General features: G+C 63.3%; 21 protein-coding genes and 1 pseudogene. 13 read left to right on the plus strand and 9 right to left on the minus strand.

What is annotated here, in order from left to right; genetic code table 11:
• Positions 1-23 precede the first annotated feature (23 nt).
• The 5 genes from XcyCFBP4188_RS05215 to map all read left to right on the plus strand — a co-directional run bounded on the left by XcyCFBP4188_RS05215 (position 24) and on the right by map (position 3,444).
• A complete protein-coding gene (locus XcyCFBP4188_RS05215) occupies positions 24-539 on the plus strand; it encodes a DUF2946 family protein (protein WP_228996202.1) in 516 nt (171 codons plus the stop codon).
• 224 nt (positions 540-763) lie between these two features.
• On the plus strand, positions 764-1,375 hold the full coding sequence (locus XcyCFBP4188_RS05220) for an SCO family protein (protein WP_043907956.1): 612 nt from the start codon (positions 764-766) through the stop codon (positions 1,373-1,375).
• A 219-nt stretch (positions 1,376-1,594) separates the two neighbouring features.
• Entirely contained in the window at positions 1,595-2,023 is a 429-nt protein-coding gene (locus XcyCFBP4188_RS05225; RefSeq protein ID WP_248283108.1) for a copper chaperone PCu(A)C, read from the plus strand.
• 435 nt (positions 2,024-2,458) lie between these two features.
• Entirely contained in the window at positions 2,459-2,671 is a 213-nt protein-coding gene (locus tag XcyCFBP4188_RS05230; RefSeq protein WP_043907958.1) for a ParD-like family protein, read from the plus strand.
• The gene (gene map / locus XcyCFBP4188_RS05235) at positions 2,668-3,444 is read left to right on the plus strand and encodes a type I methionyl aminopeptidase (RefSeq protein ID WP_104591740.1); all 777 of its coding nucleotides are present in this window, start codon (positions 2,668-2,670) and stop codon (positions 3,442-3,444) included. Before XcyCFBP4188_RS05230 ends, map begins: the two co-directional genes overlap by 4 nt.
• 57 nt (positions 3,445-3,501) lie before the next feature.
• Here map and XcyCFBP4188_RS05240 read toward each other — a convergent pair whose 3' ends face one another.
• On the minus strand, positions 3,502-4,035 hold the full coding sequence (locus XcyCFBP4188_RS05240; protein WP_006449694.1) for a hypothetical protein: 534 nt from the start codon (positions 4,033-4,035) through the stop codon (positions 3,502-3,504).
• 239 nt (positions 4,036-4,274) lie between these two features.
• Here XcyCFBP4188_RS05240 and XcyCFBP4188_RS05245 point away from each other — a divergent pair, with 239 nt between their 5' ends.
• On the plus strand, positions 4,275-5,753 hold the full coding sequence (locus XcyCFBP4188_RS05245) for a SulP family inorganic anion transporter (RefSeq protein WP_104591741.1): 1,479 nt from the start codon (positions 4,275-4,277) through the stop codon (positions 5,751-5,753).
• Here the strand turns inward: XcyCFBP4188_RS05245 and XcyCFBP4188_RS05250 are convergent.
• On the minus strand, positions 5,706-5,951 hold the full coding sequence (locus XcyCFBP4188_RS05250; protein ID WP_104591742.1) for a hypothetical protein: 246 nt from the start codon (positions 5,949-5,951) through the stop codon (positions 5,706-5,708). The genes XcyCFBP4188_RS05245 and XcyCFBP4188_RS05250 overlap by 48 nt on opposite strands.
• 192 nt (positions 5,952-6,143) lie before the next feature.
• Here XcyCFBP4188_RS05250 and XcyCFBP4188_RS05255 point away from each other — a divergent pair, with 192 nt between their 5' ends.
• Positions 6,144-6,341 (plus strand): hypothetical protein, encoded by a 198-nt coding sequence (locus XcyCFBP4188_RS05255; RefSeq protein WP_043889902.1) that lies wholly within the window; start codon positions 6,144-6,146, stop codon positions 6,339-6,341.
• A gap of 128 nt (positions 6,342-6,469) precedes the next feature.
• On the plus strand, positions 6,470-6,700 hold the full coding sequence (locus XcyCFBP4188_RS05260; RefSeq protein ID WP_074058544.1) for a DUF1653 domain-containing protein: 231 nt from the start codon (positions 6,470-6,472) through the stop codon (positions 6,698-6,700).
• Positions 6,701-6,832: 132 nt separating this feature from the next.
• Here XcyCFBP4188_RS05260 and XcyCFBP4188_RS05265 read toward each other — a convergent pair whose 3' ends face one another.
• From XcyCFBP4188_RS05265 to XcyCFBP4188_RS05280, 3 genes and pseudogenes are all read right to left on the minus strand, one after another.
• Positions 6,833-7,570 carry a DNA/RNA non-specific endonuclease gene (locus tag XcyCFBP4188_RS05265; protein WP_074058545.1) on the minus strand — a complete coding sequence of 246 codons (738 nt, stop codon included), beginning with the start codon at positions 7,568-7,570 and terminating at the stop codon, positions 6,833-6,835.
• Positions 7,571-8,143: 573 nt separating this feature from the next.
• Positions 8,144-8,533: pseudogene (locus XcyCFBP4188_RS05275) on the minus strand (HAMP domain-containing protein); the annotation flags it as partial.
• Between the two features lie 94 nt (positions 8,534-8,627).
• Complete coding sequence (locus XcyCFBP4188_RS05280; protein WP_104591762.1) at positions 8,628-9,029, minus strand: Rid family hydrolase; 402 nt, start codon at positions 9,027-9,029, stop codon at positions 8,628-8,630.
• Between the two features lie 127 nt (positions 9,030-9,156).
• On the opposite strand from XcyCFBP4188_RS05280, the gene XcyCFBP4188_RS05285 reads away from it, so the two are divergent.
• A complete protein-coding gene (locus tag XcyCFBP4188_RS05285) occupies positions 9,157-10,083 on the plus strand; it encodes a LysR family transcriptional regulator (RefSeq protein WP_006449701.1) in 927 nt (308 codons plus the stop codon).
• A 70-nt stretch (positions 10,084-10,153) separates the two neighbouring features.
• Here the strand turns inward: XcyCFBP4188_RS05285 and XcyCFBP4188_RS05290 are convergent, their stop codons facing one another.
• A complete protein-coding gene (locus XcyCFBP4188_RS05290) occupies positions 10,154-12,001 on the minus strand; it encodes a M14 family metallopeptidase (protein WP_104591763.1) in 1,848 nt (615 codons plus the stop codon).
• Positions 12,002-12,115: 114 nt separating this feature from the next.
• Between XcyCFBP4188_RS05290 and XcyCFBP4188_RS05295 the strand changes: the two genes are divergently transcribed.
• The 4 genes from XcyCFBP4188_RS05295 to XcyCFBP4188_RS05310 all read left to right on the plus strand — a co-directional run bounded on the left by XcyCFBP4188_RS05295 (position 12,116) and on the right by XcyCFBP4188_RS05310 (position 17,808).
• The gene (locus XcyCFBP4188_RS05295; protein ID WP_104591743.1) at positions 12,116-12,856 is read left to right on the plus strand and encodes an ABC transporter ATP-binding protein; all 741 of its coding nucleotides are present in this window, start codon (positions 12,116-12,118) and stop codon (positions 12,854-12,856) included.
• A gap of 10 nt (positions 12,857-12,866) precedes the next feature.
• On the plus strand, positions 12,867-14,303 hold the full coding sequence (locus XcyCFBP4188_RS05300) for an ABC transporter permease (RefSeq protein WP_104591744.1): 1,437 nt from the start codon (positions 12,867-12,869) through the stop codon (positions 14,301-14,303).
• Complete coding sequence (locus XcyCFBP4188_RS05305) at positions 14,303-15,571, plus strand: DUF3526 domain-containing protein (RefSeq protein ID WP_104591745.1); 1,269 nt, start codon at positions 14,303-14,305, stop codon at positions 15,569-15,571. The genes XcyCFBP4188_RS05300 and XcyCFBP4188_RS05305 overlap by 1 nt, the downstream gene beginning before the upstream one ends.
• Before the next feature lie 86 nt (positions 15,572-15,657).
• Complete coding sequence (locus XcyCFBP4188_RS05310; protein ID WP_104591746.1) at positions 15,658-17,808, plus strand: TonB-dependent siderophore receptor; 2,151 nt, start codon at positions 15,658-15,660, stop codon at positions 17,806-17,808.
• Positions 17,809-17,891: 83 nt separating this feature from the next.
• Here XcyCFBP4188_RS05310 and XcyCFBP4188_RS05315 read toward each other — a convergent pair whose 3' ends face one another.
• The 3 genes from XcyCFBP4188_RS05315 to XcyCFBP4188_RS05325 are packed head-to-tail and all read right to left on the minus strand — an operon-like array spanning position 17,892 to position 21,891.
• A complete protein-coding gene (locus tag XcyCFBP4188_RS05315) occupies positions 17,892-18,542 on the minus strand; it encodes a DUF2894 domain-containing protein (RefSeq protein WP_046932021.1) in 651 nt (216 codons plus the stop codon).
• Positions 18,539-19,213, minus strand: coding sequence for an OmpA family protein (locus XcyCFBP4188_RS05320; protein WP_006449494.1), 675 nt, complete (start codon positions 19,211-19,213; stop codon positions 18,539-18,541). The genes XcyCFBP4188_RS05315 and XcyCFBP4188_RS05320 overlap by 4 nt, the downstream gene beginning before the upstream one ends.
• Positions 19,210-21,891 carry a DUF802 domain-containing protein gene (locus XcyCFBP4188_RS05325; protein WP_006449495.1) on the minus strand — a complete coding sequence of 894 codons (2,682 nt, stop codon included), beginning with the start codon at positions 21,889-21,891 and terminating at the stop codon, positions 19,210-19,212. Before XcyCFBP4188_RS05325 ends, XcyCFBP4188_RS05320 begins: the two co-directional genes overlap by 4 nt.
• Between the last annotated feature and the right edge of the window lie 3 nt (positions 21,892-21,894).

A 21,894-nucleotide genomic window follows, 5' to 3' on the forward strand; every position in this document is an offset into this window, starting at 1 on the left:
ATCGTTGCCCGGCGAAATTGTGCGTGGGGCTGCGACGAAAGGTCGCAGTTCGTCTGGATTTTTTTCATTACACTTTGCCGGTGCGCTCACTTCATACGCCCCTTTCCAAACTGATGCAGCACCTGGCCTCTCTGGCGGTGCTGCTGTTGGTGCTTGCGCCATTGGTCAGCCGTACATCGGGCAATGCGCACAGTTTTCTGGAAAGCCCGCTTTGTCAGAGCCGCACTACACAGGCTGATGCGGCGCCTGGCTTGGTTGTTCGTTTCATCAACGATCACCGGTTCCGCATTTCTGCAGATGCCGGTGCAGTGAACGCATTGCCGGGCATCAAGCACGATATGCAAGGCGCCGCTACGCAGCATGCCTCTGTCTGCGATTACTGTGGACTTGCTGCAAGATTGCTGCCCTGGCTGTTGATCGCGCTTGTGGTGTTTGCGCTGATTCGGGCAAGACGTGCCAGTGAGCGCTGTGTTGCTGTGCGAGTCTGCGCCGCACGCTGGTGGGCGCATTCGCCCCGTGGCCCTCCTCTGTTCGCCTAAACACGCTAGTCGATTCAGCGTCGCCCGGTGGTGGGCGTGCTTTTGAGTGTTTTGGAGCGTTCTATGAAGTTCTTTTTTGCGCCGTCCCAAGCGGCGGCAACGCCGTGCCTTGTGCTTGTGACGCTGCTTCCGACATTGGCGCTTGTCATCGAGCCCGATCCAAGGCGCCTGCAAGTGCCGGTGACGAGGGGCAGTGGCTCTCCACTGATCAATGGAATAAACAGATGCAAGCAAAAATAGTACGAATGAAGCGGGTGGTCTCGAATCTGTTGTTGGTATGCACGGCCTGCGTTATGGCGGGCTGCGGGCTGTGGGGCTCATCGTTCTCACCCAATGGTGCTGACCTCAGCGGTATGGGGCGTGGTGTCGATTTTTATCTGCATGACACCGAAGGAAAACCCAAACCGTTGCGAAGTTTTCGTGGCAAGACCCTGGTGCTGTTTTTCGGTTTTACCAATTGCCCTGATGTCTGCCCGACGACGTTGGCGCGTGCGGCCCAGGTCAAGCGCAAGTTGGGCGCCCAGGCATCGCAGGTGCAATTTGCCTTTGCCACGCTCGACCCGCAGCGCGATGTTCCCAATGTGCTGAGGACGTATGTGCATGCGTTCGACCCTGACTTTATCGGCCTGACCGGTAGCGAAGGAGAAATCAGGGTGGCAGCGGACAATCTGAAGGTCGTCCACACAAAGGTGCCGATGGGAAAAACCTACACCATCGATCACTCCACCCGTAGTTTTGTGTTCGATCGCAACGGCAACTTGCGCGTCGGTCTTGCGCACGAGCAATCGGTCGATTCGACTGTTGCAGACATCCGGCAGGTGATCGCACTGGAGTGAGTTCGCAGGTACAGCCGTTGTTCCCCTGACTAATTGCATCGACGACCCTGCAACCGAATCGCCATTGGCGCACGGTGCCTAGGTCGACAAGAGGAGAGAAAAATGAAGGCACGTTTCCTGTTGTTGCTTGTGTTATCCGCGTTGGGTCTTGTGGCCTGCCAACGCACCCAAGAGCCCGGTGCCAGCGCTGCATCGACCGAGAAAGCATCCGCTGCAGCGGTGCCTGCCAGCGCGCTGGCATTGGTTGTGGCAACAGATGCCTGGTCGCGCGCAACGCCGCCCGGAGCACCGGTTGCAGGCGGTTATGTCAGCTTGCAGAACCAATCGAGCCTCCCCGATCGCTTGATTGCAGTGGAGTCGTCAGCGAGCGCGCAGGTGGAGATCCATGAGATGAACATGGACGATGGAGTGATGAAGATGCGGCGTCTCGATGAAGGACTCGCCTTGCCACCTGGCAAGAAGGTGGTGCTTGGGCCTGGCAGCATCCACCTGATGTTCATTGCCCCGCACGCGCCATTCGAGGTGGGCAAACCGGTGACGGCAACGCTGATTTTCGAGCATGCGCCGCGCCTGGATGTGCGCTTCGAGGTCCGCTCGATGGGCGCCTCGGAGCCTGATGACCATGGCCATGGCGACCACATGCGCTAACCGGTTTGAATGTGAAGCTTCCGAATGTCAGGCGGCACTACGGCGATCGGTATCGACGTTTGGCGAACTCATTACGTTGAGTTTGTATGCGGCCTGGATGCGGTCTGCGCCCATGCGCAGATCACGTCAACCGATCTTGATCACGGCCTTGCCAAACGCGCCGCGCGCGATGTTCATGGGCTTCGCGCGCGCGCTCGAAGGGGAGGCAAGCGATCGGTGCCAGCTGGCTGACCGGACCGGGCCGGACGAACACGTCCAAACCGGCACCAGCATGGCGTGCAAAACGTCATGCCACGTTGTAGCGCATCGATGCGCATTGCCGCAGTCGCGTCCGTTGGATGACCCGTGACGTGCATCGCCTCCCGGCAAGCGCGCACACTGTGAATGTATATATGTTTCGTATACGATTCGTATATCAACACATTTGGAGTGGCCATGGGCATCGTCAACATCGACGACGAGCTGCACGATCAGTTGCGTCGCGCGTGCACGGTGACCAGCCGCTCGATCAACGCGCAGGCCAACTTCTGGATCAAGGTCGGCATGCTGTGCGAGATGAATCCTGAGTCGTCGTTTCAGCAGATCGTGGCGCAAGAGTTGCGCGCGGCGGGGGTGCGGCCGCAAGCCTTGAAAGCGGGGCGGGCATGATCAAGCCGCCGGACGAAATTGCGTTGATGGCTACGGCCGGTGCATTGCTGGCGCAGGTCTTTCATGCACTGGATCAGCTGCCGCTCGAAGGCCGCAGCACGCTGGAACTCAACGATTTTGTCGAGCGGATGATTGTCGATGAATTGGAAGCGCGACCGGCCAGCAAGGGCCAGTACGATTTTCCATTCGTGCTCAACGCCTCAATCGACGATGTGGTTTGCCACGGTGTGCCATCGGCCGATGATGTGCTGCGCAATGGGCAGATCGTCAATCTGGATATCACGCTGGAAAAGAACGGGTTCATTGCCGATTCCAGCACCACGTACCTTGTTGGCGAGGTGGCGTATCCGGCGCGGCGGTTGGTGCAAACCACCTATCAGGCGATGTGGAAAGGGATCGCGGCGGTGCGCCCCGGTGCGCGTCTGGGCGATATCGGTCATGCGATTGCGCGGCATGCGCGCGAGCACGGCTACAGCGTGGTGAAGGAATATTGCGGGCACGGCATCGGGCGTGAGATGCATGAAGATCCGCAGATTCTGCATTACGGCCACGCCGGCACCGGGATGGAGCTGCAGGAAGGCATGGTGTTCACCATCGAGCCGATGATCAATCAGGGCAGGGCGGCGATTCGCGCCGAGCCGGATCAATGGCCGGTGCATACGCGCGACGGCAAGTTGTCGGCGCAGTTCGAGCACACCGTGGCGGTGACGCGTACCGGCGTGCGTGTGCTGACGCTGCGGCCTGGAGAAAAGCCGCTATGTATGGTCGATTGATGTCTGGCCTGGCGACCGCAGGGGCAGCAGGCGGGTCTGTGTCTTACGCGAGACCCATTAGTTCCGTGGAGTGCGCGGTCGCACAATGAGTGGGTTCGTATTCGTGCTCAGCAACATCTGTACCGCCGTTTCCACACTGCCAAACCTGCGGCGTTGCAACAGATAGACCAGTGCGAGAAGTCCCAGGAACATCAAAACCACGCCCGGTCTGATCGCCAGCGCTGGAACAAGAATGACGACGACGATGTACAGAATGTTCCAGTTGCAGAAGCCGGTAATGACGATTTCACGTTGCCGGCGGTCGATCACGATGCGTCCCCGCATCACCAACGGATAAACGGGACCGACGAACACCAGAAACGTCTCGCGAAATGCGTAGGCGTGTTCGGAGAGCGGATGGAATCTGAGATCTGGCCAACGTGTCTGTTCAACCGCGTTTTCGACCTGCGCTAATGAAAAACAGGCTAGCTGGGTGCTGGTCACCGGAATCCGCCGTTTGAACACGGGCAATCCCCATCTGAAGTACGGCCGGTTCCAGGCGATCTGCAGAATGCCTTCGATCACTAACAGCACAAGCAACAGCTTGAACATGGGGCATCCGTTGTCGAGTGTTGAATCGACTGTAGCAACTCGATATGCGGGCTGCGCGGCCCGTCTTGTTCTGCAGTGCTTCAACGCGTTAGCATCGACATTCGTCCAGAGCGACCTCCGCCGACACCATGACGCCACCCTGACCTGACGCATCACGCGCTCGCAGTCTCTGCGAAGGTCCAGGTGTTCGACGTTCATGTATTCGCGCCGTGTGTTTGCCGGTGCGCGGAGTCGTTTCAATGTCCAGATTTTTCTCGTTACGCCAGCAATGGTTCGGCAACGTGCGTGGCGATGTGCTCGCCGGCATCGTGGTCGCGCTTGCGCTGATTCCCGAAGCCATCGCGTTTTCGATCATTGCCGGTGTCGACCCCAAGGTGGGGCTCTACGCGGCGTTCTGTATTGCGGTGGTGACCTCCATTGCCGGCGGTCGCCCCGGCATGATTTCTGCTGCGACCGGTGCAATGGCGTTGTTGATGGTGGAGTTGGTCAAGGATCACGGGGTGCAGTATCTGTTGGCGGCTACCGTCCTGGCGGGTGCGCTGCAGCTGATCGCGGCCGCGTTTCGGCTTGGCGCATTGATGCGCTTTGTCTCGCGCTCGGTGATCACCGGCTTCGTCAATGCGCTGGCAATCCTGATCTTTCTTGCGCAGTTGCCGGAGCTGATCGGCATGCGGTGGCCGGTCTATGCGGTGTGTGCAGCGGGTTTGGCCATCATCTATCTGCTTCCGCGCCTCACCACGGCGATTCCCTCGCCGCTGGTTGCCATCGTGGTGCTCACCGTGGCGTGTGCGTACTGGCAGATCGATATCCGCAGCGTGGGTGATATGGGCCGTCTGCCAGACAGTTTGCCGGTGTTTCTGTTGCCGGATGTGCCGCTGACGTGGGACAGCTTGCGCATCCTGCTGCCGGTGTCGGCGACGCTGGCAGTGGTGGGATTGCTGGAGTCGTTGATGACCGCGCAGATCGTCGAAGACATGACCGATACGCCCTCGCAACGCAATCGCGAATGCGCAGGCCAGGGGCTGGCAAACATGCTTGCCGGCTGCTTCGGTGGCATGGCCGGTTGCGCGATGATCGGGCAATCGGTGATCAACGTGCGCTCCGGCGGGCGTGGGCGCCTGTCGTGCATGGTGGCCGGCGTGGTGCTGTTGCTGATGGTGGTCTACGGCGCCAACTGGGTGCGGCAGATTCCGATGGCGGCGCTGGTGGCGGTGATGATCATGGTCAGCATCGGCACTTTCAGCTGGGGGTCGTTGCGCGATCTGCGCACGCACCCCAAGAGTTCTTCGGTGGTGATGCTCGGCACGGTGGTGGTCACGGTCTGGACGCACGACCTCGCCAAAGGCGTCTTTGCCGGGGTGTTGTTGTCGGCACTGTTCTTCGCGCGCAAGGTCGGGCGCATGTTGCAGGTGCAGGAGATCGATCGCGACGACGGTGTGCGGGTGTATGCCGTGCGCGGCCAGGTGTTCTTTGCCTCGGCCGGGCAGTTTGCCGCCAGCTTCGATGTGCTGCGCACGCCGCGCAAGGTGTTGATCGACATCACCCACGCGCACTTCTGGGATATCAGTGCAGTGGCGGCGCTGGATCGGGTGGTGCTCAAGCTGCGCGCGCAAGGCGCCACAGTCGACATCGTCGGCTTGAATCAGGCCAGCGACACGCTGATCGAGCGCTTAGGAACCCACCGGCGCGCTGGCGCGCGCTTGCGGGTGGGTCACTGAGGTCTGTCGCTCATGCGCGGCGGTGGCGGCGCCCAGCGCAGTTTTAGCAGACGCATGCTCGCCGAGCAGCGCGCTAAGGCGGCGGTGGCACTCCCGGAAGGCGAGCGCAGAGGCCGGCATGTCGCAGGCGTCGAACGCTTGCGCCTCGGCCTTCCAGGATGCGAGCAGGTCGTGCAGATCGTGGATCAGGCTCGGCATGGTGTTTCCTTTGTAGGCGTGATGGTAGCTACGGACGGAAGCGCGGGCCGGATGCAGTGCCGGCGAGACAGCCTCATGCGTCACCGGATGACGTGGCTGCGACGAGCGGTCCGGCCGGTGCGCGGGACACACGTGCGCGTCACATGGCCGGGAGGAGGGTGGCTTTGCGGTCTTTCGCCGCTGGAGCTGATCATGAGCAGTTACGAAAACGGCGTAGACGACCCGACCACACCGCCTAACGGCGTCAAGGCACCCGGCAAGGATCATGCAGCGATCCAGGACGGGCCGGCGCAGGACAGCGAGATCGACGACGACGATGCCATCGAAGACGAAGTGGATGCCGAGGTGGATCTGGACGATGACGACAAAGACGAAGAAGATGAGCAGTAGCCGCTCTGAGTAAAAGTGAGCACCAGTGCGCTGCTGAGGTCAAGAAGATGCCGCGCGCCTTGCGGCATCTTCTGGCTGTGGTCGCATTGGCTGCTTAAACTGGATGGCCCTCGATCACGTTGACGTCCATGGATCATTTGCCGCCACTGCCTTCCCTTGCGCTCGGGCAGTACCGCCACTTCAAGGGTGGCCGTTACGAGGTGCTGGGTGTCGTGCGCAATAGCGAAACGCTTGAGCCGCTGGTGCTCTACCGCCCGTTGGACAGCGACATCGGCATGTGGGTGCGGCCCTATGCGATGTTTGTCGAGCAGGTCGAAGTGAAGGGAATTGAACGCCCGCGGTTTGAGTTTGTGGAGTAGCGGTTGCCTGCAACTCATTACGCTACGAGTCGATCTTTTAGCCGATCTTTCGTCGTGCATGGCGATGGTGTGAAGCCAATCAAAAAGCCCGGGCATGCCCGGGCTTTTCTACATCGCGTCCTTGACCGGTGATCAGCTCAGGTCGCAATTGCTCGGCTGCGGCCAGGTGGTGGCAGGCAGCATGGCCTTGACGGCGGCCGGGGCGGTGATGCCGATGGCGCTGGCGCCGTACAGGTCTTCCAGTTCGTCGATGCTGACGATGTAGCTATCGAGCGAACCGAGCGTGGCGCTGTTGGGAATCAGCCAGCTGATCGCGCGCGTGCCGCCGCCCGGGTTGGCGGTGATGATCGTCTTCCAGAAGAAGTCCGGGGTGCGGATGCCGTGGCTGCTCAGGAAATAATCGTTGGTGGTGTCGCTGTAGATCACCCCGCCGTAGACCTGCACGCTGGCGATGTCGCGGTAACACTCGGCCACGTTTTCAGCACGCACCCAGATGCCCTGATTGAAGCTGGCCACCTGCGGCACGATGTTGGACATCAGGTTGGCGCGACGGATGTAGGTCGCGTTGTAGTCCATGTGGTTGGAGGTCACCAGGTGGCCACGATCGTAGCCGGTGCGCACGCTGGCGTAGGAGGCAGTGGAGGTCTGGCCGGCGCAGCCGCTGGGCAGTTCGGTATCCAGATTGAAGCTGGACGGACGCGCCGCCGAGCCGGTATCGGCCTGCAGGACGTATTCGTAGCGCAGCGCGGTGTGGTTGGTGCAGTCGTAGCTCAGGGTGTAACCGCCCTTGTTGAGGGTGACGACCTGTGCATTTGCGGTGGCACTGAAAGCGGTGAGAAGCAGAACGGCGAAGAAGGTCCTGAAGCGCATGGGAGTGAATCTCCTTGGAATCATTCGGACGGACGAGGCCACCGCCGCCTGCTGTGAGCAGATCGACGTTCAGCGGAACGTGCGCTGGAAGGGGGAACAGGTTGGCTCGATCTCTAGCGAGCGCGACAGCTATCGCACGCAAATGTTTCTTGTTGGTGACGTAGGCGTGAGGAATGTGCACTCGCACCACTTTTTTCGATAAAAGTGTGATGTTTATCAGGATTTTTCGTGCATACGGCACGCAGGCAATAAGCGATTAGTTATGCCCGGAGCAAGCAGATGCGCGTTTGAACCACGCTCTTGCAGCGGCGCGCAATCAGCAATGTGCTGTGGGTAACATCAGATAACCACTGACGTGAAGGTCAGGAAGTACGTCAGCTTCGGCTGGCCCTGTCGGCAACGCAGGGGCACTCCTCGATGGGAAGGGGGGGCGGCTCGCCGGGCAACACTGCCGGATCACCAAATCGCTTCACCGTAGCAATCGCATGAGCCCAGAAAGAAAACCCCCTGGTCTGCAGTGCGTGCAAAGAGGGGTGTCGCGCGTGTGGGGAGGCGTTCCGGTCGATCGACCGGGGCGCTGGCTGTCGAGGCCAGCCGTCTGATCTCGTTGTTGATCGACAACAGGCTGGCCCGCACATCGTTGATCGATTGGCTGATCACCGCTTTCTCGCCCGGCAACGGTGCCAACTGCTGCGACAAATCGCCGGCGGCATAACGTTCGGTCAGCGCAACGATCTGCATGGTCACTGCGATATGGCTGGACACCAGCGTGTTGCTGGCGCGGACCATACTGCCGAATTCACCGGTAAATTCCTGCTCGGCGATGCGGTGACTGACCATACCGGCTTCGTGCTTGTCGCCCATCTCCGTCTGCGCCTGAATCACGCGACGCAGCTGACGCTGCATGCTGTCCATCGCCTGCAGCAGTTGGCCGACTTCGTCGCTGCGATCGAACGAACGTGCTAGTGACTTATCGCTAGTGAGAATATCGCCATGAAAGGTGCGTCAGTGGCATGCAGGAGCAACGAAATAAGGAACGACGAGTTACTGAAACCGGTTACTGCTGCTGTGCCGGCAGTTTGACCACCACCTTGATCTCGAACCGAAAACCAGCCAGCCAGGTCACGCCCACTGCGGTGACGGTGGGAAAGGGCGCCGGGCCCCAATAGCTCACCCACTTTTCCCACATGGCCTCGAAGACTACCTCGGGGTTGATCATGAACAGCGTGACGTCGACGACGTCCTGCGAGGTGCAACCGGCCGCTGCGAGGATGGCGTCGAGATTGTCGAAAGCGCGGGCGATCTCTGCGGGCAGCTCCGGTTCCGGCGAGCCGTCTTCGCGGCTGCCGACTTGGCCGGCGACGAACAACAAGCCCTCGGCGCGCACCGCCGGGGAATAGCGATGGCGCTCATACAGGGCGTGGCGCCCCTGCGGAAAAACAACGTCACGGGTTGCCATGGGGATCTCCATCAAGCGTCTAGTCGGAACAGACAGCCACGGTAGGCGCTTGCGCGGCTGCGATAAATCGGCAACCCCGGCCAACACTATTTGTAGAATCCAAACAATCTTTGGGTTGGGAGCGGCGATGGATCGGTTCGACGCGATGCAGGCGTTTGCGCGTGTGGTTGAGACCGGCAGCTTTACCAAAGCGGCCGAGACCTTGCACATGAGCCGGGCCAGCGTGACCCAAGTGGTGCAGCAGCTGGAGGCACGCCTGCGCGTGACCTTGCTCAACCGCACCACGCGCCGGGTGCATGTCACCGCCGATGGCGCGGCGTACTACGAGCGTGTGCTGCGGCTGCTGGCGGACATGGACGATGCGGAGACCAGCCTGTCCGATGCATCGGCGCTGCCGCGCGGGCGCTTGCGCGTGGATGTGCCCAGCCCGTTGGCACGCCTGATCCTGATGCCGGCGCTGCCGACATTTCATGCGCGCTATCCGGATATCCAGCTGGATATGGGCGTGAGCGACCGCCGCGTGGATCTGATCGGCGAGAACGTGGATTGCGTGGTGCGCGGCGGCATCATCACCGATCAATCGTTGATTGCGCGCCGTGTGGGCGACCTGCAGGCGGGTGTGTATGCGGCGCCTTCGTATCTGCAGCGGCTGGGCACGCCGGCGCACCCGCAGGAGCTGGAAAACACCCAGCATCGCTGTGTCGGTTTCATGCGTTGGAGCAACAACAAGACCGTGCCCTATGTCATGCAGCGCGGCAATGAAGCGGTGAATCTGCAGGGGCGTTACGTGGTGGCGTCCGACGATGGCAACGCCTATCTGGCCGCAGGCCTGGCTGGCATGGGCGTGCTGTGGTTGCCGGTGTACATGGCCAAGGCGCATCTCGCCAGTGGCGAGCTGGTGCAACTGTTCGACGACTGGTCACTGGAGCCGATGCCACTGTCGATCGCGTTCCCGCCCAACCGGCATGTCAGCGCCAAGCTGCGGGTGTTTATCGATTGGGTGATTGCGTTGATGGCCGAGCATGCACCGGTGGGGGCGCCTGCACTGCGGTGACCGGAGTGAGGCGAGAGAACTGCGCACTGCATTGCCGATCCCACACGATGGAATCGGCAATGCCGATGAATCATTCTGCCAGCTGACGCCGCACCGGATAACGCCAGCCGTTGATCGCTGCATACGGCGAGCGTGCATAGATCCATTGCAAGCGTGCATCGCCATCGGTGCGGAATGCGGCATCGTCGGCGAGCTTGCGTTCGAACGCGGCGCGCAGGGCCGCATCGCTGCGCAACATGCGCTCGGTGAAGTCCACCAGCTCGGTGCCGTACAAGCCGCTGTCGGGGCTGCCGGCATTGCGGAAACGTCCGCTGGCCAGCAGCGAATCGCTGCTCTGCGGCTCCAGCAACGCGGCGGCCAGCATGCGCATCGGTTGATCGGCAGGCACGCGGATGCTGCCTGCGGCGAAGGTTTCGTGCATGTGGTCGGTGTGCGGCGTCTGGGTGCCGGCCTCCTTCACCACGCGGATTTGCTGCACGTTGATCTGGTGCGGTTGCTGCAAGCGTTCGAATGTAATGCCGTGTGCCTTGAGCAGTTCGACCACATCGTCGTTGCCGGGCGGAATCCACCACGCGAGCGGGTAGCGCACCGCCTGGGTCTGACGATAGCCGATCACCGGCATGGTCCAGGTTTCGTCGCGGCCTTCCCAGCGCAGTTCCTCCCGGCCGGACACTGGCGATAGCGCGCGGGTGTAGCTCACGCCCTTGAATGGCACGTGGGCGATCGGCTGTTGCAGGCGTTCCCAGGCAACCATCAATTCCTGCGGGCGTGCGGCGCGATCGGCGCGCTTGGCTGCATCGATTTTCCTGGCATCGCGGCCGACCACGCGCAGCGCTTCTTCCAGCAACACGTAGTCGCCGAGCACGCGCTGCCGGTACGACTTCAAGCGATGGTTCTCCACCAGCACGGTCGGGATGCCGGCGAAGTCGCCATACCCGGTGGAATAGCGCGGGCCTTCCGGTGCGTAACGCAGGCCCGAGCGCGGCGCGTCTTCGTCGATCAGGCTCGGGTAGATGGCCGGCTCATGGCCCTGGCTGCGCAGCGCGGTATTCATTGCCGGCGTGAAGCGCTGCTGCAGCCAGTCGGCAGTGGCGCGCGAGCGTGCATAGGTGCCCCAACCGGCGAAGGTAAAGGTGATGTCGTACTGATGATCCAGCCCGCCGCTGACATGCAGGTCGATATAGAGCGCCGGATCCAGCGTGTGCAATAAGGCAACCATCGCGCGCGTTTCCGGCGCTTCCAGGTTGAGGTAATCGCGGTTGAGGTTGATGCCGCGTGTGGTGGTGTTCCAGCCCATCTGTTGCGGGCCGCGCAATGCCGCGCCAATCAGTGGACCGCGTTGTTCGTGACCGTCGGCATTGAAGATCGGCACGAACACGAAATCGACCTGGTCGAGCAGGTGGTCCTTGCTGCGTTGGGCGATATCGCGCAGCAACATCAAGCCTGCGTCCTTGCCGTCGATCTCGCCGGCATGGATGGCCGCCTGCGCCAGCACCACCGGCTTGCCGGGTGTGCACTTGTGCGCGCGCACCAGCAACAGATCGCGGCCCTCGCTGCTCTTGCCGAATACTTCCAGCGACAGCAGCGGCGAGGCGGCCACCAGGCGTTCCAGCCATGCGCGCGTTTCGTCATAGCTGGGCGTGCTGGCGAAATCGTTGCGCTCCACCGGCGTGCTCCACGGATCGTCCGGCTTGACGATCAATGCCTCGCTGGCCCCATGCCAGGCGCGCACCGGCGGCAGCGGCGCGCTGGTGTCGATGGTCTGCGCGCGGGCGTGTGCGGCGGCGAACAACGTTGCTGCGAGCAAGCTGGCGCAGACGTGCCGGGAAGTACGGGCTGCGTGAGTGGTGGCAGCGTTGGCAAGCGCGTGCTGATTGCGTGGACGGGTAGGTGAGCCATGCAGGCAGGAGGGACGCATATCGGAGGTCATGTGGGGCGTAGGGGTCTCGATCGAAGTGGAAGAGCGCGGCGCTGCGCAGGCGCCTGCATCTAATGTGATAACATATCATTTCAGCAGGCGAGCTTCCTTATCATGCCCTTCAGCGCTACACCGACCCCCGCGATTTCCGTCAGCAACCTCCACGTGGCCTACCGCGGCCGCGCCGTGTTGCAGGGGCTGAATCTGCAGGTCGCGCCGGGCAGTGTCTACGCCTTATTGGGCGGCAACGGCGCCGGTAAATCCTCCACGCTTTCCACCTTGCTCGGTTTCGTCAAACCCAGCTCCGGCAGCTTGCTGGTGGATGGCATCGACCCGGTCGCCAACCCCGGCGCTGCGCGTGCGCGGCTGGCCTATCTGCCGGAAAACGTCGCGCTCTACGAGCATCTGAGCGCGCTTGAAAATGCCGACTATCTGCTTGCGCTCGCCGGCCAACGCCGCAGCCAGGCCGAGATCAGTCAGGCGTTCGCCGCTGCCGGTCTGCAACGCGAAGCCTGGAGCCAGCGGCTGGCGGGGTTTTCCAAAGGCATGCGCCAGAAAGTGGCGATCGCGGTCGCCACCTTGCGCCAGGTGCCGGTGCTGCTGCTGGACGAGCCCACCTCCGGCCTGGATCCGCGCGCCATCGCCGACTTCAACCGCCTGGTCAGCAGCGTGCGTGAGCGCGGCGGTGCGGTGCTGATGGTCACGCACGACCTGCTTGGTGCGGTGGATGTGGCCGACCGGATCGGGTTTCTGGAAAACGGACGTATTGCCGAAGAAATCGGCGCCGGCGACAGCGGCTTCGATGTGCGCACCTTGCATGCACGCTTCGCGCGTGAGCAGGATCAGGCTGCATGAGCGTTACCGCATGAGTCCTGTACTGTTGGTCGCGCGCGAAGAACTGCGTTTCATGGCGCGCAACCGTTCCGCTGCGATCGGTGTGGTGTTGTTGATGCTGCTCACGCTGGTGGCGGCGTTGACCGCTGCGCATCATCAGCGCGAAGTGGCCGAGTTCCGTGCGCGCCAGCAACTGGCCGCGCAACAGGCCTTCGAAGCGCAGCCGGACCGCCATCCGCATCGGGTGGTGCATTACGGGCACTTCATCTATCGCCCGCTGCCGGCTTTGGCCGCATTCGATGCGGGCGTGGATGCGTTTACCGGCAACAGCATGTTTCTGGAAGGCCATCGCCAGAACACCGCCAACTTCGGCGATGTGCGTCAGAGCTCGCTGCTGGTGCGTTTCGGTCAATTGACGCCTGCCTTTGTGCTGCAGGTCTTGGCACCGCTGATGCTGGTGTTTCTGGGCTATGGCGCGGTGGCGCGCGAGCAGGAAACCGGCACGCTGCGCGCGCTGTTGTTGCAGGGCGCGACGCGTCGACAATTGTTCGGTGGCAAATATCTCGCGCTCGCGGCGGTGGCCGCTGCGTGCCTGTTGCCTGCATTGGTCGGGCTGGTGCCCATCGCGTTGTTGCCGGGCCAGGCGCTGCGGGTCGCACTGCTGGTGCTGGCGTATGCGGTCTATCTGCTGGTGTGGTGCGCGCTGGTGCTGTCGGTGTCGATGCTGTGCCGGCGCGGCCGCGATGCGTTGCTGGTATCGCTGGCGGTGTGGGTGTGGCTGGCGTTGCTGGTGCCGCGCGTGGCACCGGATGTGGCCAGTGCCGCGTATCGATTGCCCACGCGACTGGAAACCGACGTGGCGATCCAGCGCGATCTGCGCACGCTCGGCGACAGCCACAATCCCGACGACCCGCACTTTGCCCAGTTCAAGAAGCAGACCCTGACCCGCTACGGCGTACAGCGCGTGGAAGAACTGCCGTTGAACTACAAGGGCCTGCTCGCACTGGAAGGCGAGCGGCTCACCTCCAGCCTGTTCGAACGGTATGCCGCACGCGATTCGGCCATCCAGCAGGAACAGAATCTGCTGGTGCGCACGTTCGCCCTGCTGAGCCCGACGGTTGCCCTGCGCGAACTCTCGATGACATTGGCGGAAACCGATCTGCGCGCGCATGAGCGCTTTCTTGCCCAGGCCGAACGCTATCGCTACACGCTCGTACAGCAGCTCAATCAGTTGCAGGCCGACGCCGTGAGCATGGCCGACGACACCGCGCAGGATGCCGGCGCCGACCAACGCAAGCGCATCTCCTCCGCGCATTGGCATGAGATTCCGGTGTTCGCCTTCCAGCCCCCGGCCACCACAGAGGTGCTGCGTGCCGCAGGCGCTGCGCTCGGCCTGGTCGGTGCCTGGCTGCTGGCTGCGCTGTGCATGCTGATCGCAGCCGGCCGGCGTGTGGGAGTGGCGCGCTGATGGTGCTGTGGAAGTACGAACTGCTGCTGTTGCTGCGCGCACCTGCCGCGGTGGCCGGATTGCTGTTGCTTGCCCTGCTGACGGTGTGCAGCCTGATCTCCGGCCAGCACGTCATCGCTGCGCAGCGCGACAACATCGCAGGCATCGCAGCGCTGCAGCAGGAAGACATCGCAGCAGTGGAGGACTATGTGGCGCGCACCAACGACGCTGGCAGCGCGGCTTACTACAGCTTCCACCCGACCTGGGATGTGCCCTCGCCATTGGCATTCGCCGCGGTGGGCATGCGCGATGTCTCGCCGTACATCCTGCGTGTTCGCGCGTTGGGGCTGGAAGCGCAGATCCATGATGGCGACAGCTACAACCCGGAGTTGGCATTGGCCGGTCGCTTCGACTACGCCTTTGTGCTGGTGTTCCTGCTGCCGTTGTTCGTGATCGCGTTGCTGTTCGATCTGCGCTCGGGCGAACGCGAGGCCGGGCGCGCACGCATGCTGGCCGCGCTGCCGGGTGCCGGAGCCGCATTGCTGGTACGGCGCGTGGTGGTACGCGCCGCTGCGGTGCTGGTGTGCCTGAGCGTGCCGTTTGTCATTGCCGCGACCCTCAATGCGGTGCCGCTGCTGCAACAACTCGCGGTGCTGGCACTGACCTGCGCCTATCTGCTGTTCTGGGTGTTGCTGGCGGTGCTGGTCGGGCGCATCCATTGGCGTCCGGCCGCCAATGCCACCGCTTTGGCCAGCTGCTGGGTGGTGCTGGCACTGGTCGCACCGGCGCTGGCGCATGTGGCCATCAATCAGGCAGTGCCGGTCAACCAAGGCAGCGAGATCGCGCGGCTGCAGCGTGAGGCGGTCAACCACGCCTGGGATATTCCGCGCCAGGACACCATGCGGGCCTTCTACGCGCAGAACCCGCAGTGGGCAGATTCTGCGCCGTTGACCAGCGCGTTCCATTACAAGTGGTATTTCGCCTTCCACGAAAACGGCGATCAGCAGGTGGCGCCGCAGGTCGCGGCGTATCGGCAAGGCCTGCAACGACGCGAAGCGCTGGCGCAGCGTGTAGCCAGCGTATTGCCGCCGGTTGCATTGCAGGCGGCGTTGACGCGCCTGGCAGGTACCGATCTGCGTGCGCAATTGGCCTATCAAGATCGCATTCGCGCCTATCACCAGGCGTTGCGGACGTTCTACTACGGCTATCTGTTTCGCGACCGGCCATTTACGCGCGAGGACTTCGGGCGGGCGCCGCGTTTCGATGCAAGGGCCGATCCCGCGTCATAGCGGCAGTTGCGTTTCATCCATCACCTTTGGTTCTTTCACTTGCGACCCGGGCATTGCGTGCCTGGGTCCTTCAGGAGTCCTGCCCGATGTCCGTGTTCTCGTCGCGCCAACGCATGCCACACACCGTGCCGTTGCTCAGCATGCTGGCCTGCGCATGCGTCATTGCCTGCGTCGACGCCGCCGCCGCCGAGCCGCAGGCGCGCGATCTGGATGCGGTGCAGGTGCGCAGCCAGTACACGCCGTACCGCGCGTTGAGCGTCACCGGCGCCACCAAGACCGATGCGCCGTTGCGCGATCTGCCGATCAGTGCGCGCGTGCTCGATCAGACCTTGCTGGAGGATGCCGGTGTCAACGACCTGGCCGGTGCGCTGGAGATGGCCAGCGGCATCACCAAGGCCAATAACCTGGGCGGTCTGTGGGATAGCTACTCGATGCGCGGCTTCACCGGCGACCCGAATTTCAGCTCGGATTACATGGTCAACGGCTTCAATGCCAGCCGCGGTTACAACGGCCTGCGTGATGCGGCCAACACGCAAAGCATCGAAGTGATCAAGGGCCCGGCCTCGGCGTTGTACGGGCGCGGCGAGCCGGGTGGGGCAGTCAATATCGTCACCAAAAAGCCCTTGTTCCAGCCGCAGCACAGTGTGGATCTGTCGGCAGGGCGCTTCGACAGTTATCGCGCTGCGGTCGACAGCACCGGCCCGCTGGGCGAGAACCTGGCCTATCGCCTGAATGCGATGCACAAGGATCAGCACAGCTTCCGCGACACCGTCGATAGCGACAACACGCTGCTGGCGCCGTCGTTGTTATGGATGCCCACGCCCGATACCACGGTGTCGTATGAGCTGGAATTCGTGCGCATCCATGCGCCGTTCGATCGTGGCGTCACCGCCATCAATGGCGATGCCAATCGGCTGCCGGCGTCGCGTTTTCTGGGCGAACCGCGCAATGGCGATATCGATCTGCATTCCACCGGGCACCAGCTGTTTGTGGTGCACGGCTTGAATCAGACCTGGTCGTTGCAGGGCGGGGCGACCTATCGCGACAGCGGCATGCGCGGTTTTTCCACCGAGCCGTGGACGCTGCAGGCCGACGACCGCACGTTGCGCCGCGAGCGTCGCTACCGCGATTACCAGGGCCGCGATATCGCCGGGCGTGCCGAATTGCTTGGCACCTTGCAGGCGGGCCGCGTCACCCACAACGTGTTGTTCGGTGTCGACGGCAATCGCTTCGACGACAGCCGTTTTCAGCAGCGTGCACGCTCGGCGGCCACGCCATACAGCATCGACGTGCTCGCGCCGCAGTACGGCGTGGCCCAGCCGGGGCGGCTGGCCACGATCACCGATACCGAGGAGCGCCAGCAGGTGTGGGGCGTGTATGCGCAGGACCAGATCGATCTTGGCGCGCGCTGGAAGGCCTTGCTGGGCCTGCGCTACGACCACTATCAGCAGGATCTCGACAACCAATTGCGCGGCACCACGCAGCGCGCCTCCGATGGCGTGGTCAGCCCGCGCGCGGGCGTGATCTTCCATGTCGACGATGCATTGTCGCTGTATGCAAGTGCGGCGGCGGGCTTTCGCCCCAACAGTGGCGTTGGCGCGGATGGGCAGAGTTTTGCGCCGGAGAAAAGCCGTTCGCTGGAAACCGGGCTGAAATACGTGCAGCCCGGCGATGGCCTGGAAGCGACGCTGGCGGCGTTCCGTATCGACAAGAAAAATGTGCTGAGTCTGGATCCGGCCGACACCAGTTTTTCGCTGCCGGTGGGCGAGATGCGCAGCCAGGGCGTGGAGCTGGATCTGCTCGGGCGGCTGACCCCGCGCCTGGCCGCATCGGTGGGCCTGGCTTACACCGACTCGCAGGTGACGCGCAGCAGTGAGGCTGCCGCCGGTACCGGCCTGGCCGAGGGACGACGTTTTCCGAATGTGCCGCGTTTCAGTGGCAATGCCTTCGTCAACTACGAGCAGCCGTTGACCGGCAAGCGCAGTGCGGCGGTGGGCGTGGGTGTCTCGCACACCGGTGAGCGGCTGGGGTCGGTGGATAGCAATACCGATTTCGTGCTGCCGGCCTACACCGTGTGGCGCCTGGTCGGCCACTACGATCTGAGCGAGCGGCTACGCCTGTATGCCAAGGTCGAAAACCTGACCGACCGTCGCTACGCCGCGTTCTCCTACAGCGAGCAGTGGGTGTATCCCGGTGCGCCGCGCAGCTGGACGGTGGGCGTGCGGTTGCGGTTCTGAGACGGACCGTGGGTTCGATCGGTTGCTCTTAGAGCGGCTAACAAAACGTAGCGAGCGGCCGTCAGTCGTCTTGTTAATCGCTCTTAGCTGCGACGCGTGGGCGGACGCTTGCTGCGCTTCTTGCCAGGCGCCGCGGGTGCGGCGTCATCGCTGGCCAACGCGCCGCCGCTGTGCAGTTGCTCCAGCCACGACAGCGCGTCGACATAGCCAAGGAAGTGCTGCAGATAGCCGGGTGAGCATTCACGCATCAGGCTGATGCAGCGATGCACCAGCACGCTGGAATTGAGCGGGCCGGCATCCTTGGGTGCGTCCTGCAGCGATTGCCGCACCTGGCTGGCGGTGCGTACGGTGGTCCAGGTACGGCGGAAATCCTCCAGCGCCGGCAGCTCGGGAAACAGCGTGGCATCGGGTGTCGCGGTCTTTCTGCTGTCCACCTCCATCAACGCCGCATGGCCTGCCATCTGGTCGGCTAACGCGCCCAGCGCGCTGCGTTGCAACGGCTGCGCGGTATCGGTAGTTGCACGACGGCGCGCTGCTTTCTTGATTGCCGCCGCATACGCATCGATCAAGTTGCGCAGCTTTTCTTCCAGCACTTCGCGCACTGCATCCGCCTGCGTGCCGGCACGTGCTGCCAGTGTTTCCATCAGATGGAAATGCACCGGATCCAGCTGATCGGCACCTTGCTCGCGCCAGCGCTCCAGGCGCGCGTGTGAGGAGGTCGCCTGCGTGCTCATCGCGTGGTTGCGGCCGGCATTGGCTGTGACGTGGCGGAAGCGCGCGAGGTGGAAGGACGCGCAATCGGTGCAATCTCCACACGCCGATTCTTTGCGCGGCGCGTTTCATCGGCATTGGAATCCACCGGCTGTTGTGAGCCGAAGGCCGCAGCGAACACTGACGAAGCCGGCACGCCTTCGGCGATCAGGGCACGGGTCACGGTGAGCGCGCGTTGCGCCGACAGTTCCCAGTTATCGGCGTAGCGACGATTGCCACCCAGCACCGGGCGGTCGTCAGTGAAGCCGCTGACCATCAGGATCTCTTCGCGTGAGCTCAGGTACTCCTTCAACGGTGCGGCCAGCGTCTTCAGCACCTCGCGGCCTTCCGGCTGCAACTGATCGGAATTGAAGGCGAACAACACATTGCCGCGGATGCCGATGCGGCCATCGACCAGGGTTACGCGGCCGGCCGCCAGTGGCGCGGCCAGGGCTTGTTCCAGCGTCTTGCGGCGTTGCGCTTCGACCTGACGTTGCTTGACCTCTTCGTCCAGGCGGCTGGAGAGCTGCAATTGCACGCCGATCACCCCGACCAGGATCAGCACGAATGCGCCCAGCAGCACCGACATCAGGTCGCCGAAGGCGGCCCAGATCGGTGTGCCCGATTCGCCGTCGATGTCGATCTCATCGCTCATGCGGTTGTGGCCTGGCTGGTATCGGTATTGCCTGTATCGCCGGCATCGCTGCGACCGCGATCGAGCTGACGCAGTTCTTCGATGATCTGCTTTTGCGAGAGCATGCTGAGGTCTACCACTTCGCGCGCCTGTGCCACGTAATAGGCCAGTTGGTCGTCGCTGCGGGCGAGGGAGGCATCCAGTGCGCTGGCCACGTGTTGCAGGCGCTCGTTGAGCTCACTGGTGGAGCCGCTGAACAACTGCACTGCCATGCCGAAGGCCTCGCCCAGGCTGGCCACTTCCACCGCGCTGCCGCTGACATGCGCGGCCACTGCGCCGAGCTTGCCGGTCTCGCTGCCGATCTGTTCGGTGAGCTGGGTGCCCACGCGTTGCAGCAGATCGGCCGAGGTGGTGACCAGCGCATCCACCGCTTCGCGTTGTTCGGTGGAGGCGTGATTGACCGCGTTGAGCAAGGTGTCCAGCGTGGCCAGCAGCTTGCTGCGTTCTTCCAGCATGGCGGTGTCGCGCACCATGCTCTCGGACAGGTTCTGGCGCAGCTCGGCCACCACGTCGGCGGCGGCCTTGGGCGCTTCGGAGGCGATCTGCATCAGCCGCGACACTTCGGTGATGGTGGCGCTGGCCTGCGCCTGTGCCTGCGTGGACAGCTCGCTGGCGGTGCTGGCCAGGGTGTCGCAGATCGCCTGTTGTTGCTGGGTCACGCGCTCGCCGGTGCGCTCCCACTGCGTGTTCAGGTCCGCGCTCATTGCGGTAAAACGCTCGCTCCACAGCGCCAGGCGCTGGGTGTCGCGGGCTTCCAGTGCGGCCTGCAGGTCGGTGTGCGATTGCTGCAAGGTGCCCACCAATGCGGCGGCGTGCGCATCGAAGCTGGCGGTGGCGGCAGCGAGTGCGTTCTGGTGCTGGCTTGCCAATGCCGCGCTGGCGTCATGTTGTTGCGCCAGAGCGGCGTTCCATGCGCTGGCGGTGTCGCTGCTGGACTGATCCATGCGCCTGGAGACCGCATCGACCAAGGCGCTGGAGCGTGCATCGAAGGTGCTGGCGAACTGCGTGAGCGTGGTCTGCAATTCCTGCGTGAGCGCGTGATTCGAACGTTGCTGCTCGGCCACTGCCGCGCTCCATGTGGCGGCTGCCGCGGCGGTGCTGGTTTCCAGGCCGCTGCTCAGGCCATCGAGTTGTTGCTGCACGGCCTGCTGCACGCCGTCCTGCAGCGCCATGGTCTGCTGCGCAAGTTGCTCAAGCGTGGCGTGCAATTGCATGCTCAATGCTGCGCTTGCGCGTTGCTGCTCGGCCAGCACTGCCGCCCAGTTGTCTGCAGTGGCGGCGTTGCTGCGTTCAAACCCGTCATTGAGTGCGCTCAACTGCTGCTGCACCGCCTGCGTCACGCCGTCCTGCACAGCGATGCTGCGCTGATCGATCTGTTCCAGCGTGTGCTGCAAGTGCTCGGTGAGCGTTTGCTGCGCGCGCTCCTGTGCGGCCAATGCGGTTTGCCACTGCTCGGCTGCGCTCTGCGCACCGGCCTGGAAGCCTGCGTTGATGCCGTGCAATTGCTGCTGCACGGCCGTGCCCACGCCCTCCTGCAATGCGGTGGCCTGCTGAACGATCTGCTCCAGCGTGGTCTGCAACTGCGCATTGAGCGCGTGCTGGGCGCGTTCCTGTGCGGCCAGGGCCGTGGTCCAGTGCTCGGCCGCTGCGCTGGCACTGTGCTGGAAGCCGCTGGTGATGCCATCCAGTTGCTGCTGTACGGCGTGCGTAACGCGCTCCTGCAGCGCGGCGGTGTCGCGCGCGATGCTGGCCATGGTGGCTTCCATCGCCGGCTGCAAGGCCATGCCTACTGCGCGTGCGCTCTCTGCCACGCCAGCCTGCAGCGATTGCTCCATCGCCGTGGCCAGGCGCGCATACGCCGCTTCGCTTCTGGCGTGGAACTCGGCCTGCTGTGCGGCCAGGCGTTCATCGGCGGCGATGCTTTGCTGTTCGATGCTGCTCATCAGCGTTTGCAGGCGATCGATCAGCGTCGGCATCAAGGCGCTTTGCTGCTGCTGCAGCTTGAACACTTCGCCACGCTGATGCGCGTCCGAGTGCGGGTGCAGTTCGGATGCGATCTTCAGATCCAGCCGCTGCACGGCCTGCAGCCGCTCGCGCCGGCACAATGCCGACAACAGCCCCAGCATCGCCGAGGTCGCAACGCCGGCAATGGAGGTGCCGAACGCGAACGCCAGGCCTTCCACCGGTGCCGCCAGCGAGCCACGAATGGCCTGCAGGTCGGTGGCGCTCTGCAACGCAAAACCAGTGCCCTTGAGCGTGGCCATCATGCCGAGCAAGGTGCCGAGCATGCCCAGCAACACCAGCAGGCCGACCAGATACGGCGTCAGCACCGGTGCGGACAACGCCACGCGCTCGCCCTTGATGCGCAGGCGCACCGCATTGCGCAGGCTCGGATGCAGGCGCTCCAGCCACTCGCTCAATGCCGATGGTGCGGTGGTCAATGCGGCGACGGCATCGTCCAGCGTCGCGCTGGCCTGGCGATAGCGGTACAGCTCCAGTGCGCCGGCCACATAACAGGCACCGATCACCGCTGCGATGCAGGCGCCCAGCGGATTGGAGCCGAGATAACCAATGCCGACCCAGCAAACTGCCAACAGGCCGACGAGAAACACACACAGGTGGACAAGAGTTCTGAACATGAG

The organism is Xanthomonas hortorum pv. cynarae (assembly GCF_002939985.1).
GTDB lineage: Bacteria > Pseudomonadota > Gammaproteobacteria > Xanthomonadales > Xanthomonadaceae > Xanthomonas > Xanthomonas hortorum_D.

Coding starts and splice junctions, on each gene's coding strand:
- XcyCFBP4188_RS05300 (WP_104591744.1), top strand. CDS start 12,867: ATGAGTCCTGTACTGTTGGTCGCGCGCGAAGAACTGCGTTTCATGGCG.
- XcyCFBP4188_RS05255 (WP_043889902.1), top strand. CDS start 6,144: ATGAGCAGTTACGAAAACGGCGTAGACGACCCGACCACACCGCCTAAC.
- XcyCFBP4188_RS05265 (WP_074058545.1), bottom strand. CDS start 7,570: ATGCGCTTCAGGACCTTCTTCGCCGTTCTGCTTCTCACCGCTTTCAGT.
- XcyCFBP4188_RS05295 (WP_104591743.1), top strand. CDS start 12,116: ATGCCCTTCAGCGCTACACCGACCCCCGCGATTTCCGTCAGCAACCTC.
- XcyCFBP4188_RS05290 (WP_104591763.1), bottom strand. CDS start 12,001: ATGCGTCCCTCCTGCCTGCATGGCTCACCTACCCGTCCACGCAATCAG.
- XcyCFBP4188_RS05240 (WP_006449694.1), bottom strand. CDS start 4,035: ATGTTCAAGCTGTTGCTTGTGCTGTTAGTGATCGAAGGCATTCTGCAG.
- XcyCFBP4188_RS05320 (WP_006449494.1), bottom strand. CDS start 19,213: ATGAGCGATGAGATCGACATCGACGGCGAATCGGGCACACCGATCTGG.
- XcyCFBP4188_RS05220 (WP_043907956.1), top strand. CDS start 764: ATGCAAGCAAAAATAGTACGAATGAAGCGGGTGGTCTCGAATCTGTTG.
- XcyCFBP4188_RS05305 (WP_104591745.1), top strand. CDS start 14,303: ATGGTGCTGTGGAAGTACGAACTGCTGCTGTTGCTGCGCGCACCTGCC.
- XcyCFBP4188_RS05310 (WP_104591746.1), top strand. CDS start 15,658: ATGTCCGTGTTCTCGTCGCGCCAACGCATGCCACACACCGTGCCGTTG.
- XcyCFBP4188_RS05260 (WP_074058544.1), top strand. CDS start 6,470: ATGGATCATTTGCCGCCACTGCCTTCCCTTGCGCTCGGGCAGTACCGC.
- XcyCFBP4188_RS05230 (WP_043907958.1), top strand. CDS start 2,459: ATGGGCATCGTCAACATCGACGACGAGCTGCACGATCAGTTGCGTCGC.
- XcyCFBP4188_RS05285 (WP_006449701.1), top strand. CDS start 9,157: ATGGATCGGTTCGACGCGATGCAGGCGTTTGCGCGTGTGGTTGAGACC.
- map (WP_104591740.1), top strand. CDS start 2,668: ATGATCAAGCCGCCGGACGAAATTGCGTTGATGGCTACGGCCGGTGCA.
- XcyCFBP4188_RS05245 (WP_104591741.1), top strand. CDS start 4,275: ATGTCCAGATTTTTCTCGTTACGCCAGCAATGGTTCGGCAACGTGCGT.
- XcyCFBP4188_RS05250 (WP_104591742.1), bottom strand. CDS start 5,951: ATGCCGAGCCTGATCCACGATCTGCACGACCTGCTCGCATCCTGGAAG.
- XcyCFBP4188_RS05325 (WP_006449495.1), bottom strand. CDS start 21,891: ATGTTCAGAACTCTTGTCCACCTGTGTGTGTTTCTCGTCGGCCTGTTG.
- XcyCFBP4188_RS05315 (WP_046932021.1), bottom strand. CDS start 18,542: ATGAGCACGCAGGCGACCTCCTCACACGCGCGCCTGGAGCGCTGGCGC.
- XcyCFBP4188_RS05280 (WP_104591762.1), bottom strand. CDS start 9,029: ATGGCAACCCGTGACGTTGTTTTTCCGCAGGGGCGCCACGCCCTGTAT.